The 15,292-nt window shown below is 72.8% G+C and carries 12 protein-coding genes and 1 pseudogene; 6 read left to right on the top strand and 7 right to left on the bottom strand.

The features are described 5' to 3' along the window. Entirely contained in the window at positions 1-807 is an 807-nt protein-coding gene (locus ACFY30_RS32160) for an FAD:protein FMN transferase (RefSeq protein ID WP_390848662.1), read from the top strand. Here the strand turns inward: ACFY30_RS32160 and ACFY30_RS32155 are convergent. The 3 genes and pseudogenes from ACFY30_RS32155 to ACFY30_RS32145 all read right to left on the bottom strand — a co-directional run. Then, a pseudogene (locus tag ACFY30_RS32155) lies at positions 788-1,405 on the bottom strand (DedA family protein); the annotation flags it as partial. The gene ACFY30_RS32160 and the pseudogene ACFY30_RS32155 overlap by 20 nt on opposite strands. A 561-nt stretch (positions 1,406-1,966) precedes the next feature. Then, positions 1,967-4,063, bottom strand: coding sequence for an ArnT family glycosyltransferase (locus ACFY30_RS32150; RefSeq protein WP_390848661.1), 2,097 nt, complete (start codon positions 4,061-4,063; stop codon positions 1,967-1,969). Beyond that, positions 4,060-4,920 (bottom strand): dolichyl-phosphate beta-glucosyltransferase, encoded by an 861-nt coding sequence (locus ACFY30_RS32145; RefSeq protein ID WP_390848660.1) that lies wholly within the window; start codon positions 4,918-4,920, stop codon positions 4,060-4,062. Before ACFY30_RS32145 ends, ACFY30_RS32150 begins: the two co-directional genes overlap by 4 nt. Before the next feature lie 209 nt (positions 4,921-5,129). Between ACFY30_RS32145 and ACFY30_RS32140 the strand changes: the two genes are divergently transcribed. The 3 genes from ACFY30_RS32140 to ACFY30_RS32130 are packed head-to-tail and all read left to right on the top strand — an operon-like array spanning position 5,130 to position 7,611. Continuing rightward, the gene (locus ACFY30_RS32140; RefSeq protein WP_390848659.1) at positions 5,130-6,269 is read left to right on the top strand and encodes an ABC transporter ATP-binding protein; all 1,140 of its coding nucleotides are present in this window, start codon (positions 5,130-5,132) and stop codon (positions 6,267-6,269) included. After that, entirely contained in the window at positions 6,266-6,946 is a 681-nt protein-coding gene (locus tag ACFY30_RS32135) for an ABC transporter permease (protein ID WP_390848658.1), read from the top strand. The genes ACFY30_RS32140 and ACFY30_RS32135 overlap by 4 nt, the downstream gene beginning before the upstream one ends. Next, positions 6,943-7,611, top strand: a complete 669-nt coding sequence (locus ACFY30_RS32130; protein ID WP_390848657.1) for an ABC transporter permease — start codon at positions 6,943-6,945, stop codon at positions 7,609-7,611. Before ACFY30_RS32135 ends, ACFY30_RS32130 begins: the two co-directional genes overlap by 4 nt. A 113-nt stretch (positions 7,612-7,724) precedes the next feature. On the opposite strand, the gene ACFY30_RS32125 is transcribed toward ACFY30_RS32130, so the two are convergent. The 4 genes from ACFY30_RS32125 to ACFY30_RS32110 are packed head-to-tail and all read right to left on the bottom strand — an operon-like array spanning position 7,725 to position 12,264. Continuing rightward, a complete protein-coding gene (locus ACFY30_RS32125) occupies positions 7,725-8,324 on the bottom strand; it encodes an ATP/GTP-binding protein (protein ID WP_390848656.1) in 600 nt (199 codons plus the stop codon). After that, positions 8,311-8,751 (bottom strand): DUF742 domain-containing protein, encoded by a 441-nt coding sequence (locus ACFY30_RS32120; protein WP_390848655.1) that lies wholly within the window; start codon positions 8,749-8,751, stop codon positions 8,311-8,313. Before ACFY30_RS32120 ends, ACFY30_RS32125 begins: the two co-directional genes overlap by 14 nt. Positions 8,752-8,782: 31 nt before the next feature. Further along, entirely contained in the window at positions 8,783-9,259 is a 477-nt protein-coding gene (locus tag ACFY30_RS32115) for a roadblock/LC7 domain-containing protein (RefSeq protein WP_390662052.1), read from the bottom strand. Continuing rightward, complete coding sequence (locus ACFY30_RS32110; protein WP_390848654.1) at positions 9,256-12,264, bottom strand: ATP-binding protein; 3,009 nt, start codon at positions 12,262-12,264, stop codon at positions 9,256-9,258. Before ACFY30_RS32110 ends, ACFY30_RS32115 begins: the two co-directional genes overlap by 4 nt. A gap of 355 nt (positions 12,265-12,619) precedes the next feature. Between ACFY30_RS32110 and ACFY30_RS32105 the strand changes: the two genes are divergently transcribed. After that, on the top strand, positions 12,620-13,579 hold the full coding sequence (locus ACFY30_RS32105; protein ID WP_390848653.1) for an ABC transporter substrate-binding protein: 960 nt from the start codon (positions 12,620-12,622) through the stop codon (positions 13,577-13,579). Between the two features lie 9 nt (positions 13,580-13,588). Beyond that, a complete protein-coding gene (locus ACFY30_RS32100; RefSeq protein WP_390848652.1) occupies positions 13,589-15,286 on the top strand; it encodes an aromatic amino acid lyase in 1,698 nt (565 codons plus the stop codon). Positions 15,287-15,292 lie beyond the last annotated feature (6 nt).

Genomic DNA, 15,292 nt, shown 5'->3' with positions numbered 1-15,292 from the left:
ATGCACAGGGTGGAGCACGTCATGGGCTTCCCGGTCTCGCTGCGCATCGACGACGAGCGGGTCCCGCAGGGGGCCGTGGACGCCGTCTTCGCGTGGCTGCGGGAGGCCGACGCGCGGTTCAGTCCCTTCAAGGAGGACAGCGAGGTGTCCCGGCTGGACCGGGGCGAGCTGTCCCCCGGCGGGCTGAGCGCCGACCTCACCGAGGTGCTCGACCTGTGCGAGGAGTACCGGGCCGCCACCGGCGGCGCCTTCGACGTACGGCTGCCGGGGCGGGGCCTCGACCCCTGCGCGGTGGTCAAGGGCTGGTCGGTGCAGCGGGCGGCGGAGCTGCTGACCGGGGCCGGACTGACCCGGTTCTGCCTCAACGCCGGGGGTGACGTGGTCGTCTCCGGCGGCCCCTGGCGGGTGGGGGTGCGGCATCCGGAGTTCGCCGACAAGCTGTGCGCCGTCCTCGACCTCACGGACGCGGCGGTCGCCACCTCCGCCCGCTACGAGCGCGGCGACCACATCCTCGACGGCCGCACCGGCCTGCCCGCGACCGGTCTCGACAGTCTGACCGTCGTCGCCCCGACCCTCACCCTCGCGGACACCGTGGCCACGGCCGCGTTCGCGCTGGGCGCCGACGGCGTGGAATGGGCGGCCGGGCGCCAGGGCTGCGAGGTGTTCGCGGTGATCGAGGGCGGTCGGGTCCTGCGCACCCCGGGATTCCCCACCACGGGGGAGCGGGCCGCCCCGCCGGTCGGGCAGCGGGAATCACCGTCGAGCCCCGGGCGCACCGTTACGTCCCGGACCGCGAGCGGGCCCTGAGGAACTCGATGACGATCGGGATCACCGAGACGAGGACGATCAGGATGAGGATCGCCTCGATGTTCTTCTTGACGAAGTCGATGGTGCCGAGCCAGGAGCCGAGCAGGGTCACGCCCGCGCCCCACAGGACGCCGCCGATGACGTTGAAGACCAGGAACGAGCGGTACCGCATGCCGCTGACGCCGGCGACGATCGGCGTGGAGGTGCGCACGATGGGCACGAAGCGGGCCAGGACGAGGGACTTCGGGCCGTACTTCTCGAAGAACTCGTGGGCCTTGGTGACGTTCTCCTGCTGGAAGAGGCGGGAGTCCGGGCGGCTGAAGAGGGACGGGCCCACCTTCTTGCCGAACATGTAGCCCGCCTGGTCGCCGAGGATCGCGGCGACGCAGATCAGGGCGACCGCGGCCCACAGCGGGAAGTCCAGCTGGTTCGAGGTGATCAGCAGGCCGGCGGTGAACAGCAGGGAGTCACCGGGCAGGAAGAACCCGATGAGCAGGCCGGACTCCGCGAAGACGATGAGCAGCAGACCCGCGATGCCGAACGTGTGGAGCAGGTGGTCGGGGTCCAGCCGGCTCGGTCCGAGGGCGAGAGTTGTCACGGTTGCGGGCTCCTGGGGGTGACGGTTTCTGAGGGGTTCGCCGCGCCCGCGATCCGTGCACCGCACACCCCCGTCACGCCGCCGACCTTGGCACGCGGCCGCTCGCGGTGACATCCGTGGAACCACGTACTCCTCCACGGCCGGAACCCCACGCGGTCGTGCCGTCGGCCAGGGGAGTTCCGGGCCCGAAGCTCTCGACTTCCTCAAGTCGCGCTTGGTGTGCGGTCCGGGCGGGGCATCCCCCAGCCACACAGATCCGCAACGGGAGAGTCGGGGGGCAGGAGAGATGGATTTCCTGGTGATCGTGGGGTTCGGGATCGTCGTGATGTTCGTGGTCGGGACCCTGTGCGGGAGAGGGTCGGCGTCGCGGCGCCGGCGCAGGGGCGGCTGGGGGGACGGCGGCGGGGGCGGCTGTGGAGACGGCTCGTCCTGCGGGGGCGGCTCCTCCTGCGGGAGCGGTTGCGGGGGCGGCGGCGGAGGCGACTGATCCCGGCGCCCCGCAGACGCCGGCGGGCGGGCCACCGGAAGGGAGTCCGGTGGCCCGCCCGTCCTCACCGGGGGTCAGCCGACGTCGGAGGCGTCCAGGCGGTACAGGCCGCTGTAGTCGGAGACCGCCGTGCCGTGCTTCTTCACCCAGGCCGAGATCTCGGAGTTCGAGGAGCCCTGGCCGCTGTCGCTGACGACGACGTAGTGCAGCTTGCCGGCCTTCACCAGGCTCTTGAGCTTGGCGAGGGTCATCGCGTCGTCGGAACCGGACCAGCCGCCCATCGAGATGACCGGCTGCCCCGACTCCAGGATGATCGAGGAGGCCGTCTGGTCGGTGGCCACGGCCACCAGCCAGGTGGCGCCGTCCTGGTGCTTCTCCAGGTACGTGATCATCGCGGAGGAGACCTGGCTGCCGCCGCCCGTACCCCCACCGGTCCGGCTGCCCTCGGTCCCGGACTCCGTGCCCGACTCCGTGCCGGACTCGTCCGTGGCCGAGGAGCCGTCGCCGGACGGTGCGTTGCCCGACGGGGGCTGGCCCATGGACTGGCCGCTGGAGCCGCTCGTCGAACTGCTCGAACCGCCCGGACCGCCGGCGCCGCCGGGCTGCCGGCCGCCGCCCATCCCGTTGCCGGTGTTCGGGCCGGCCGTCGGGTTGGTGCCGTTGGTTTCGGAGGTCGCCGCCGAGACCGAGTAGGCCGCCGGACCGGCGAGCAGGGCGACGACCGCGGCCAGCGCCGCGACGCCCATCAGGCGGTGCCGCCTGGTGAAGCGGCCGGCCAGCAGGCCGAGGACGGACACCGCGCCGGCGACGGCCACCACGGCCTCCGCGACCGTGTACAGCGTGCCCGAGCCGGAGACCCGCTGGAGCAGGACGACCGCCCAGAGCGCGCTCGCCGCGATCGCCGCCGGGAGCACCCAGCTCCACCATGCGGCGGCGCCCTCGCGGAAGGCCTTGTACAGCATGACGCCGCCCGCTCCGGCCAGCGCCGCGACACCGGGGGCCATGGCGGTGACGTAGTACGGGTGGAAGGTGCCCTCGGCGAGGGCGAAGGTCAGATAGTGCAGGACGAACCAGCCGCCCCACAGCAGCAGGGCCGCCCGCCGGGCGTCCGTGCGGGGAGCGCGGCCGCGCAGGACCAGGCCGGCCACCAGGGCGATCGCCGCGAAGGGGATCAGCCAGGAGATCTGACCGCCCATGATCTCGTTGAACATGCGGTACAGGCCCGCCTCACCGCCGAAGCTCGCGCCGTTGCCGGCCGACCCCGCCGACGAACTCGCCCCGAAGATCCGGCCGAAGCCGTTGTAGCCGATGACGAGGTCCCAGACCGTGTTGTCGGTGGAGCCGCCGATGTAGGGGCGGGAGGACGCCGGGATCAGGTCCACGACCACCATCCACCAGGCGCTGGAGACGACCAGTGCGACCGTGCCGGCGGCCAGGTTGCGGATCCGGCGCCCGAGGGAGGCGTTCGCGGCCCACAGGTAGACCAGGAAGAAGGCGGGCAGGACGACGTAGGCCTGCATCATCTTCGTGTTGAAGGCGAAGCCGATCGCGACGCCCGACCACACCAGCGGCATCGTCCGGCCGGTGCGCACGGCCTTCAGCAGGGCGGCCGCGCCCAGCAGCATCAGGAAGACGAGGACCGGGTCGGGGTTGGTGTCACGGGTGATGGCGACCGTGATGGGGGTCAGGGTGAGCGCGAGCGCGGCGATCGTCGCCGCGACCGCGCCGAAGTCCCGCTTGACCAGGCGGTACAGGAGGGCGACCGAGCCCACGCCGACCGCCACCATCGGCAGCAGCAACTGCCAGGTGCCGTAGCCGAAGAGGCGGGCGGACAGGCCCATCACCCAGAGCGCGAAGGGCGGTTTGTCGACGGTGATGAAGCTGCCGGCGTCCAGCGCGCCGAAGAAGAAGGCCTTCCAGCTCTTGGTACCGCTGTAGACGGCCGCGTCGTAGAAGGTGTTGCCGGTGATGGAGGACAGGTTCCAGGCGTACAGGGCGGTGGCGAGGACGAGGATCGCCCAGAGGGCCGGGCGGGCCCAGCGCGGGTCGTCCGGGGCGCCGGTGAACAGGCGCCGGGCGCGGGCGGCGAGGCCGCCGTCGGCGGGCGTGGCCGCCCGGTGGCGGGGTTCGTCCTCCCGGACGGGGGCGGGTGGCGGGGCGAGGGTCGTCATGACGCGTACTCCAGGTGGGTGTTCGCCCCGGCGGGCAGGACGTCGGCGGGGGACGGGGTGCGCGCGGCCGGCACCTGCGGGGTGCTCGTGCGGCGGGGAACCGAGGGGACACGGGTGCGGCCGGTGAGGGTGGAGCGGAGCATGCGGCCCATGCCCTTGAGGTCGTCGACGGCCGTGCGGACGATGTCGACCCGGCTGTCGGGGTCGTCGGTCCAGTCGACCGGGACCTCGTGGATGCGCAGCCGGTTGCGCTGGGCCAGGACCAGCAGCTCGGTGTCGAAGAACCAGGCGGTGTCCTCGATGTGCGGGGCGAGCGCGCGGAAGACGTCGGTGCGGACCGCCTTGAAGCCGCACTGCGCGTCCGAGAAGCGGGCGCCGAGGCCGGCCTTCAGCAGGGCGTTGTAGGAGCGGGAGACGAACTCCCGCTTCGCGCCCCGGACCACGGCCGCCTCCCGGTGCAGCCGGCTGCCGATCGCGAGGTCGCTGTGGCCGGACAGGAGCGGGGCGACCAGGGGGAGGAAGGCCTCCAGGCCGGTGGAGAGGTCCACGTCCATGTAGGCGACGACATCCGCGGCGGACCGGGACCACACGTGCTTCAGGGCGCGGCCCCGGCCCTTCTCCTCCAGCCGCTGGGCGTGGACGTGGGGCAGACGCAGGGTCAGATCCGTCGCCACGCTCCAGGTGGCGTCCGTGCTGGCGTTGTCCGCGATCGTGATGCGGAACGGGAACGGGAAGGACTCTTCGAGGTGTGCGTGGAGACGGCCGATGCTGTCGGCGAGGACGTGCGCCTCGTTGTACACCGGCACCGCGATCTCGACCGACCGGCGCCGGACGCCTCCCGCGTTCGTTGCGTTCATGGGCATGACGATGGAGCCCGCATCTGGGGACCGCCTGAGCCGCTTCTGAGCGCGGAGTGAGAATCAGGGGACTCACAGGTCGCGCACAGCGGGGGTGATCGGGCGACAAAGCGCCGCAACACAAGAGGTCTAGACTCTCCCCGCAACGGTCCGAACGTGTGTGGTCGAGAGCGGGCGGGCATGGCCAGACCCGAAGGGTATTCGGCGTTTTGATACGGATAGATTCAGTCACCAAGCGGTACCCGGACGGCACCGTGGCCGTCGACCGGCTCTCCCTGGAGATACCGGACCGCGCGATCACCGTCCTCGTCGGCCCCTCCGGATGCGGCAAGACGACCACCCTGCGGATGATCAACCGGATGGTCGAGCCGAGCGAGGGCACGATCTCGCTCGACGGTCAGGACATCCAGCAGCAGCCCGTCAACACCCTGCGCCGGTCCATGGGTTACGTCATCCAGAACGCCGGGCTCTTCCAGCACCGCACGATCCTCGACAACATCGCCACCGTGCCCCGGCTGCTCGGCTGGAGCAAGGACAGGGCACGTGTCCGGGCACGGGAGTTGATGGAGCGCGTCGGGCTCGACGCCTCGCTCGCCAAGCGGTACCCCTACCAGCTCTCCGGCGGCCAGCAGCAGCGCGTCGGCGTGGCACGGGCGCTCGCCGCCGATCCGCCGGTGCTGCTGATGGACGAGCCGTTCTCCGCCGTCGACCCCGTCGTCCGCAAGGGCCTGCAGGACGAGCTGCTGCGGATCCAGGACGAGTTGGGCAAGACCATCGTCTTCGTCACGCACGACATCGACGAGGCCGTCAAGCTCGGCACGATGGTCGCCGTCCTGCGCACCGGCGGCCGGCTCGCCCAGTTCGCGCCGCCCGCCGAGCTGCTGTCCGACCCGGCCGACGCGTTCGTCGAGGACTTCCTCGGCGCGGACCGCGGCATCCGGCGCCTGTCCTTCTTCTCCGCGGCCGGACTCGATCTCCTCACCACCCCGATCGTCGCGATCGACGCCACCGCCGAGCAGATCGCCGCCCGCGGCACCGGCGCGCCCTACCTCCTCGTCACCGACCTGGACGGCAGGCCCCTCGGCTGGAGCGAGCCGGGCGAGCTGACCGCCGGGCGGATCGACCCCGTACGACTGCTGCCGTACGGACGGCCGTTCACCGCGGGACAGGACTCGCTGCGGTCCGCCCTCGACTGCGCCGTCCTGTCGCCCACCGGCTGGGCGGTCGCCGTGGACGGCGAGGGCCGTGCCACCGGAGTCGTCTCCCAGGCCACCATCGGCGAGGCGATCCGCGGGGCGCACGCCGCCGGGGACGAGGAGCGGCCGGCCGTGCAGAAGGCCGTCCGGTGAACCGCTTCTTCGACATCCCCAGCGACCTCCAGCACGACTGGTTCGGCCTGATCGTCCTGCATCTGCGCGAGGCACTGCTGCCGGTCCTGGGCGGTCTGCTGCTCGCGCTGCCGCTCGCCCAGCTGTGCGCGCGGCTGCGCTGGCTGTACCCGCCGGTGCTGTGGGTGACGACCGTGCTGTACGCCATCCCCTCGCTGGCCTTCTTCGTCGTCCTCATCGACTACACCGGGCAGACCGAACTGACGGTGATGATCCCGCTCACCGTCTACACCCTCGTCGTCCTGGTCCCGGCGATCGTCGACGGCGTCCGCTCGGTGCCGCAGGAGACCCTGGCCGCCGCGACCGCGATGGGCTTCGGGCCCGTACGCCGTTACGTCCAGGTCCAGTTGCCGATCGCGACCCCCGCGATCATCGCCGGACTGCGGGTGGCGACGGTGTCGAGCATCAGCCTGGTCAGCGTCGGCATGCTGATCGGCAACCAGGGCGCCCTCGGCAACCTGCTGCACGACGCGCAGATCTACAACCGGCCCGAACTCGCCTGGAACTCCGTGCTCACCACGGCCGCCCTCGCGGTCCTGGTGGACGCCCTGCTGGTCGGGGTACGGGTCCTGCTCACCCCGTGGATGCCCAGCGGCGCGGCCGCCGCCCGTACCCGCAAGGAGGCCGCGGCCCGGTGAACGTCCTCAACTTCGTCAGCGCCTTCTTCAGCGACGGCTCCCACTGGCACGGCTACGACGGCATCCCCACCCGGCTGCTCGAACACCTCCAGTACTCCCTGGAGGCACTCGCCCTCGCCGCCCTGACCGGACTGCCGGTCGGCCTGGTCACCGGCCACTACGGCAAGGGCGGCACCACCCTCGCCCTGATCGCCACCGCGGCCCGGGCCCTGCCCACCTTCGGTCTGCTGGTGCTCATCGTCATGATCGCCGGCTTCGGCATGCTGCCCGTGATGATCCCGCTGGTCGTCCTCGCCGTCCCGCCGATCCTGGTCACCACCTACGAGGCGGTGCGTTCCGTGGATCCGTCCCCCGTGGACGCGGCGCGGGGCATCGGGATGGCGGAACCGCGGATCCTGCTCCAGGTGGAACTCCCGGTCGCGCTGCCCGTCATCCTCGGCGGACTGCGCTCGGCGGCCATCCAGATCGTCTCCACGGCCACCATCGCCGCGTACGTCGGCCTCGGCGGCCTCGGCCGCTACATCGTCGACGGCCTCTACCAGCACGACTACGAGAAGGTCGTGGGCGGCGCCACCCTCGTCGCCGGCCTGGCCCTCACGACCCTCGGGGCCTTCTGGGCGGTGGGCCGGCTGGCGGTGTCGCCGGGGGTGCGGCGCGCCCACTAGGCCACGTCGTCCCGGGGAACAGGCCTTATGACGCACAGGAGTCTCACACCCGGGGCACAGCGGCCCCCGCGCGGCCTCTCGAAGGCGCCCGGGGGCCGTGGCACGCCTGCCCCTCAGCCCTCCGTGCGCGCCAGGGCCTGTTCCAGGACGACGAGCAGCGCGTCGCGGACCGAGCCGCGCTCGCGGGCGTCGAAGACCAGGACCGGGACGCCCTCGGAGACGTCGAGGGCCCAGCGGACCTCCTCCAGGGAGTGCTCGACCCGCCCGTCGAAGGCGTTCACGGCGACGGCGAACGGGATCTGCTTGTGCTCGAAGTAGTCCACGGCGGCGTAGCAGTCGTCGAGGCGGCGGGTGTCGACGATGACCAGCCCGCCGACCGCGCCCTCCACGATGTCGTCCCACATGAAGCCGAACCGCTCCTGCCCGGGCGTGCCGAACAGGTACAGCTTCAGCGTCGGGTCGATGGTGATGCAGCCGAAGTCCATCGCCACGGTGGTCGTGGTCTTGCGCGGGGTGTGGCTGAGGTCGTCCACCCCCGCCGCCACCTCGGTGATGGCCGCCTCGGTGGTCAGCGGCTCGATCTCGGAGATCGAGCCGACGGCGGTGGTCTTGCCCACGCCGAAGCCGCCCGCGATCACCAGCTTCACCGGCAGCGGCGGCCGTACGGCGGCCTGGCCGGCGGCGGGCCGGACGAGCGGTTCAGTCGGAGTCACGGAGTACCCCCCGGGAGTCGGGGATGGCCCGGAGGCCATCGATAACCCTGCGCAGGACGGATGCGTCGTGGGTGACGCCGGAGTCGGGCACGTGCACCGACAGCTGCCCCGCCGCCCGCAGGTCCTCGGCGAGGACCCGCACCACGTTCAGGTGCAGCCGCAGCCGGGCCGCGATCTCCGCGATGGACTGCGGCTGCCGGCAGGCGGCGACGATGTCGTGCTGTTCGAAGGAGAGCCGGTCGAGCGCGTCGAGCCCTTCGGCGGTGGCCACCAGCTGGGTCTCCACGGGCATCGTCCGGCCGGACGACGCCGCGTCCCCGCCCGCGACCCGGCCGGCGGTGACCAGGAAGGGCCGTACGGCGCTCGCGGGGCCGACGGGGACGCCCTCGCCCCCTCCGGCGCCGCGCGGGATGCGGCCGTCCGCCATCGGTGTTCGCTTCCTCTGTGGTGGCCCGCGGTCAGCGGGTCCGGGTGGCGCCGACGCTGTTCTTCAGCTCCAGGACGAGCTGCGGGCTGAGCGCGGCGCCGGCCCGGTTGGCGAACACGGTCATCTCGTAGGCGATGTTGCCCAGCTTGGCCTCCTTGTCGGTGACCACGCCGAGGACGGCGCCGCTGCCGATCGCGGAGACCAGGACATGGCCGCCCTCCAGGTCGATGATGACCTTGTTCAGGCCGCCCAGGCCGTAGTTGCCGGAGGCGCCGGCGGCCAGGCTGGTGATGCCGGAGACGATCGCCGCCAGCCGCTCGGAGTCGGCGTGCTCGCGCAGCTCCGACACGGCGATCAGCAGCCCGTCGGAGGACACGGCGATGGCGTCCACGACGCCCGCCGTCTCGGTGGCGAAACGGTTGAGCAGCCAGGTGAAGTCGGCTGCGGCGGCCCGCAGATCGGTCGGCGTGGCGTCTCCGGTGGGAGTGTCACCTGTCGACGTGCTCACTGCTCGGCTCCTTCCGGAAGGTGGTTCTGGTGGTGCGGGGGGTTCCGGTGGTCGTCCGGAACCCGTCGGTCGTGCGGGTGGTACGTGTCACCGGGGCGTGGATGCTCACCCGTGTCGCCGCCGGTGTCGCGGTGGGCGCGTTCCACGGCCGCCTCGAACTCCTCCAGCGCGCTGCGCACCGCGTCCGCGTCGGCGGGCCGCACGGCCCGCCGGGCCGCGGCCTGCGCGGCGGCGTCCGCGGTCGTCCGCAGGGTGGCACCGCGCACCCGCCGCCGCAGAGGCCGCGCCCCGTCGGCGGGGGCCGAGCGCTCCGCGGCGCGGGCGGGGGCGCGTTCGGTGAGCGCGGGGTCGGGAGTACGGCTGTGGGTCGCGGGGGTCGCGGGGGTCGCGGGGGTCGCGAGGGCCGCGGGGGCGGTGGTGGGTTCGCCCGGGGCCGGGGTGTCGGCCGTGTCGGTGTCGGGGTCGTGCTCAGCCGCCGGGCTGTGGATCGTGGGGGCGGTGGTGGGTTCGCCCGGGGCCGGGGTGTCGGCCGTGTCGGTGTCGGGGTCGTGCTCAGCGGCCGTGCCGTGGGCCGTGGGGGCCGTGGCGGGTTCGCCGGGCGGCCGTGTGTCGGCCGTGCCGGTGTCGCTGTGGTGGTCCGTCGCCGGGCCCTCGGGCGTGGTGGTGCCGTCGGTGGCCGGGGGCGCGGGCCGTCCGCTCGTGCGGCGGGGGAGGACGGGGGCCGGCGTACGGTCGTGGGTGCCCGCCTCGGGCGTACGGCCGTGGGCGTCCGTCCCCGTGGCCGTGCCGCTCGTCTCCGCCGCCGGGCCGGGCTGCGCGCCGCCGGTCACGGGCGACGCGTCCGGCCGGGCCCACGACGGCTGTTCGCGCCGGGGGACCCGGCGGGGGAGGGAGGCCGCCTCGTCGCCGGTGTCCGGGTCCGCGGCCGGCAGCGCGGACGCGGGGGACGGCCCGGCGGCGGGAGCCGAGGGGGCCGGGAGGGGCTGCGCGGGGCCGGCCGTGGCCAGGGGCGGCACCCCGACGGCGCCGAGCGTCAGCAGCAGCGTGGCGGGGATGCGGATCTCGGCCGTCACACCGCCGCCGGGGGTGCGGGAGAGGGTGACGTCGACGTCCCAGCGGCGGGCCAGCGCGCCGACCACGAACAGGCCGAGCACCTTCGTCGGGACGAGGTCGAGGCGTTCGCGGCGCACCAGACGGGCGTTCTCCTCGGCGAGGCGCTCGGCGCTCATGCCCAGTCCGTGGTCGGAGACGGTGATCGACGCGCCGTCCCGGTCGGAGCCGACCCGCACCTCCACGGGGCTGCCCTCGGGCGAGAACGACACGGCGTTCTCGAGGAGTTCGGCGATCATCAGCGTCAGGTCGCCGACGATGTCGGGCTCCACCATCACCTCGGTGCCGGCGTGCAGCCGCACCCGCTGGTAGCCCTCGATCTGGCCGAGCGCCGCGCGCACGACGTTGGTGAGCTCCGTCGGGCCGGAGTCCAGCACGGTCTCGCGGATGCCGGCCAGCAGCATCAGGCTGTCGGCGTTGCGGCGCAGCCGGACCGCGATGTGGTCGATGGAGTAGAGCCGTTCCAGCAGGGCCGGGTCGGTCTCGCCGCGCTCCACCGCGTCGATCAGGGCGAGCTGCCGGGTCGTCAGGTTGGAGACGCGGCGCCCGACGTTGCCGAACATCTCGGCGACGTTGCGCCGGCTGAGCACCTGACGCTCCAGCAGCGCCGCCGCTGTCGTCTGTACGTTGTTGAAGGCCTCGGCCAGCGCGCCGATCTCGTCGTCCGCGGTGACCGGCAGTTCGCGCAGCCGCGGTGAACCGCTCTCCTCGGCGTCGTCGTCGGCGACCCGGGCGAGCTCGCGCCCGGCGACGTCGGCGACCTCCTGCGCGGCCCCGGTCAGGGCCAGCACCGGGCGCACGACGGAGCGGCGCACCAGGATCGAGAAGGCGATCCACAGGGCGAAGCAGAGCAGCGCCAGGTTGAGCAGCAGACCGGCGCGCCACTGGGCGGTGACGGAGGCGTCGTCGGCGCGGTCGGCGATCTGGTCGATGAGCGTGGTGGTGATCTTCAGCCGGGTCTCGGCCTGCGCGCTGTACTCGGGGTACGAGGCGAGGGCGTCCCGGAACGTTCTGCGGATCTCCGCCTGGGTCCCGGCCTGCAGCGCGCTCGGGTCGACGGCCAGTTCGGCGAAGTGCCGGCCGATGGAGGCCTGCGAGGCGTTGTGCTCGATGCCGCCGAGCCGTTCGGTCTGCGCCTCGGAGGCGAACCGTCCGAACCGCTCGGCCTGGTAGGTGTACAGCTTGTGGGAGCCGACGGCCCCGGAGAACTCGATGAGCGCGTTGCTGTCGCCGGTGCGCGCGGAGAACACGCCGGTCTCGTAGGCGCCGTGGGCGGCGTCGGCGCGCAGCAGGGAGTCGAGCAGGTTGCCGGTGAAGGTACTGGCCAGCTTGGTGTCGCGGTCGAGGCCCAGTCCGTCGATGAGGCCGTTGGCGGCGCCGGAGTACGCCGGGTCGATGTTGTCGGCCGGCAGATAGCCCTGCTCGATGGTGGTCCGCAGGCCCGCCAGGCCCTCGACCTCCCTGAGCGCCTGCGCCTCGGTGTCCGGCAGGCGGTCGCCGAAGGAGTCGATCACCTTCTGCACCTGCGCGTCGACGGCGAGCTGGGCCTGCCGGTAGCCGTCGGTGGAGGGCGTACCGCCGTCGAAGGACGCCTGGTGCCGCACCGAGAGCAGGATCGCCTGCTGGTGCTCGTCCTGGAGTTCGGAGACGAGCCGGGCCACCTGGGTGCTGTCCCGCACCAGTCGGGCGGCGTCCTCGGCGCGGTTGGACTCCTGCACCAGGTCGACGAAGAGGTACGTCAGCAGCAGGGCGATCACCGTGAGCGGGATGCCGACGAGCAGGTTGAGCTTGCGCTGGAAGGGCCACCGGTCGGCGAATCCCCGCAGACCCCGGCGCACGGACGACGGTGCCGAAGTTGCCGACCGAGCAGGCGCGTCCACCGGGTTCGTGGACACCAGGCCTCCTTCGAAGGGGTGTTGCGGGCATGCCGGCGCACGCGTGTGGCCGAATGTGAACGAAAGCGCACGGGCCGGCATCCGAGCGGCCCCCGCACACCGCCGTGGCAGACGCCGACCCCGGCGACGATATCGCTTCTCTGATCGATCGAGCACGTCGCCCTACGTCAAGAATCCATTACGAAGCGCCCCCGAAACGCTGGGGAAGTGCTCTCAAACACTGCACAACTGCCCATGAATCGAATCCAATCGGTAACAGGGCTGCTCTTGACTGATCAAGAAGAGGGTGGATTGGATCAGGCCAGGCTCCATCCTCGTCAGTTCCTCATCGCCCCCCAGAGCTCGGAACGGAACCGTGACTTCCAACGCCCACCGCAGCAGGTCCAGGTCCCTCAGGAACACCGGCGCGGCGGCCGTCGCGTTCGCCGCGACGACGGCCCTGCTGACGGGATGTTCCTCCTCCGACGACACCTCCGACCCGCTCGCCGGCGACAAGGCGGACAACGGCACCGTCGTCGTCGGCTCCAACAACTTCGCCGAGAGCATCCTCATCGCCGACATCTACGGCGAGGCGCTGAAGGCCAAGGGCATCAAGGTGTCCTACAAGCCCAACATCGGCAGCCGCGAGACCACGTACGGTCTGCTCAAGAACGGCTCCATCACCGTTCTCCCCGAGTACAACGGCTCGCTGCTGGCCTACCTCGACCCGAAGGCGGAGCAGAAGTCCCTCGCGACCGTGAACGCCGCGGTGAAGGCCAAGCTCGACTCCAAGCTGACGCTGCTGGAGTCCTCCCCGGCCGAGGACAAGGACTCCGTCACGCTCAACAAGGAGACCGCCGACAAGTACCGGCTCACCTCCGACTCCACCCTCGCCGACCTCGAGGACGTCGCGCCCGAGCTGGTCCTCGGCGGCTCGCCCGAGTTCCAGACCAGGCAGCAGGGCATGGTGGGCCTGGAGTCGGTGTACGGTCTGAAGTTCAAGTCCTTCAAGGCGCTCGACGCCGGCGGTCCGCTCACCCAGGCCGCACTGAAGAAGAACACCGTGCAGGCCGCGGACATCTTCACCACGGACCCGACCATCACCAAGGAGGGATTCGTCGTCCTGCAGGACCCGGAGAACCTCTTCGGCTTCGCGAACGTGACGCCTCTGGTCTACAAGAGCGGGCTCTCGGACGAGGGCGTCGCCGCGCTCGACGCCGTCTCCGCCAAGCTCGACACCAAGACCCTGCTGGACCTGGACTCCCAGGTGCAGCTGGAGAGCAAGGACCCGCTGGACGTCGCCAAGGCCTGGCTGAAGTCGGCCGGCCTGGACTGACGTCCTCCGTTGGACCGCACCACCGACGGACCGGCCCGGACGTCCCCGCAGCGACGGGACACCCGGGTCGTCCTGACCGGCACCACCCTCACCGTCGGCGAGCTGACCGCGCTCGCCGACGGTGCGGCCGTGCCCGCCGTGGCCCCCGAGGCCCGCGAGAGGGCCGTACGCTCCTGGCACGCCGCCCAGCGCCTCGCCGCCGGCGGGCGGCTCTACGGCCGCGGCACCGGCGTCGGCGCCCACCGCTCGGTGGCCGTCGAGGAGGACGACGAGGCCGCCCACGGCCTGCGTCTGCTGCGCAGCCACGCGGGCGGCGCCGGCGCGCTGCTGCCCGCCCGTCAGGTCCGGGCGATGCTCGCCGTCCGCGCCAACCAGCTCCTGGCCGGGGGCTCCGGCATCCAGCCCGCCTTCGTCGACGCCCTCACCGAGGCCCTGCGCCTGGGCGTCCACCCCGCCGTCAACGAGTACGGCGGCATCGGCACCGGCGACCTCACCGCGCTGGCCCAGACGGGCCTCACCCTGATCGGCGAACGGCCCTGGGTGACCGTCGGGCCGACCGCCCCGGCGGCACACCCCCGGCCGGACGACGGGACACCGGACGCCTTGGCGGACGGCGCCCCGGACGCCGATCTGTTCGACTCGGCCGCGGACGCCTGGCGGGCCGGGGACCGGCGCGGACCGGGAGGGGGCGCGGACCGCGGCGGAACGGCCGGCCGGCCCGACACCTCGTGGCGCGACGCCCGCCCTGACCGGTCCGGGACGCTGCCCGCTCCCGTCGTCCTGCGGGCCGGGGACGCCCTCGCGCTGCTCAGCAGCAACGCGCTCGCGCTCGGGCAGGCCGCGCTCGCCCAGGGGGAGCTCGACGTGCTGCTGCGGGCCACGCACGCCGTCGCCGCGCTCTCACTGGCCGCGGTGTCCGGGTCGGCGGAGGCGTACGCGGCTCCCGTGCACGCCCTGCGGCCGTATCCCGGCGCGGCGCGGGCCGCCGGGGAGGTGCGGCGGCTGCTCGGGATCGACGACCGGGCGTCCGGGGCGCCCGGCCGGCGCATCCAGGACCCCTTCGGGTTCCGGGCCTTCCCGCAAGTGCACGGCTGTGCCCTGGACGCCTGCGAACGGCTGCGCGCGGTCGTGGAGGTGGAGGTCAACTGCCCCTCCGAGAACCCCCTCGTGACAGCCGACGGCTCCACCGCGTACCACCACGGCGGCTTCTTCGCCGCGCCCCTCGGCCTCGCCCTGGACGCGGCGAACCTCGCCCTGCTGCAGACCGCCCAGCTCTCCGCGGCCCGTCTGACCGCGCTCGGCGACCCACGGCTGACCGGTCTGCCCGGCTTCCTCGCGGCCGGACCCGCGAGCAGCTCGGGCACGATGATCCTGGAGTACTCCGCCAACTCAGCCCTCGCGGAGCTGCGTTCGTGCACGGCGCCCGCCTCGGCGGGGCACGCCGTCCTCTCGCACGGCCTGGAGGAGGCCGCCAGCTTCGCCGGCCAGGCCGCCCGCCAGACCCTCCGGGCCACGGACGCCTACACCACGGTCCTCGCCTGCGAACTGGTCGCAGCCGTGGAGGCGTTGCGCCTGCGGCCGGTGCCACCCGAGGTGACCGCGTTCACCGCGGCGACGGCCGCCCTGCCCCTCGGCACGGACGACCGCCCCCTGACCGCGGACCTCACGGCGGCCGCCGAACTGCTGCCGCGGCTCGCCGAGGTGTGAGCGGGG

It is taken from the genome of Streptomyces sp. NPDC000345 (assembly GCF_042898825.1).
Taxonomy (GTDB): domain Bacteria; phylum Actinomycetota; class Actinomycetes; order Streptomycetales; family Streptomycetaceae; genus Streptomyces.
This window is presented reverse-complemented; position numbering and strand designations above follow the sequence as displayed.

Bases quoted from the DNA above. Each gene is read 5' to 3' on its own strand.
- ACFY30_RS32160 (WP_390848662.1), top strand. From the start codon at position 1: ATGCACAGGGTGGAGCACGTCATGGGCTTCCCGGTCTCGCTGCGCATC.
- ACFY30_RS32150 (WP_390848661.1), bottom strand. From the start codon at position 4,063: ATGACGACCCTCGCCCCGCCACCCGCCCCCGTCCGGGAGGACGAACCC.
- ACFY30_RS32145 (WP_390848660.1), bottom strand. From the start codon at position 4,920: ATGAACGCAACGAACGCGGGAGGCGTCCGGCGCCGGTCGGTCGAGATC.
- ACFY30_RS32120 (WP_390848655.1), bottom strand. From the start codon at position 8,751: ATGGCGGACGGCCGCATCCCGCGCGGCGCCGGAGGGGGCGAGGGCGTC.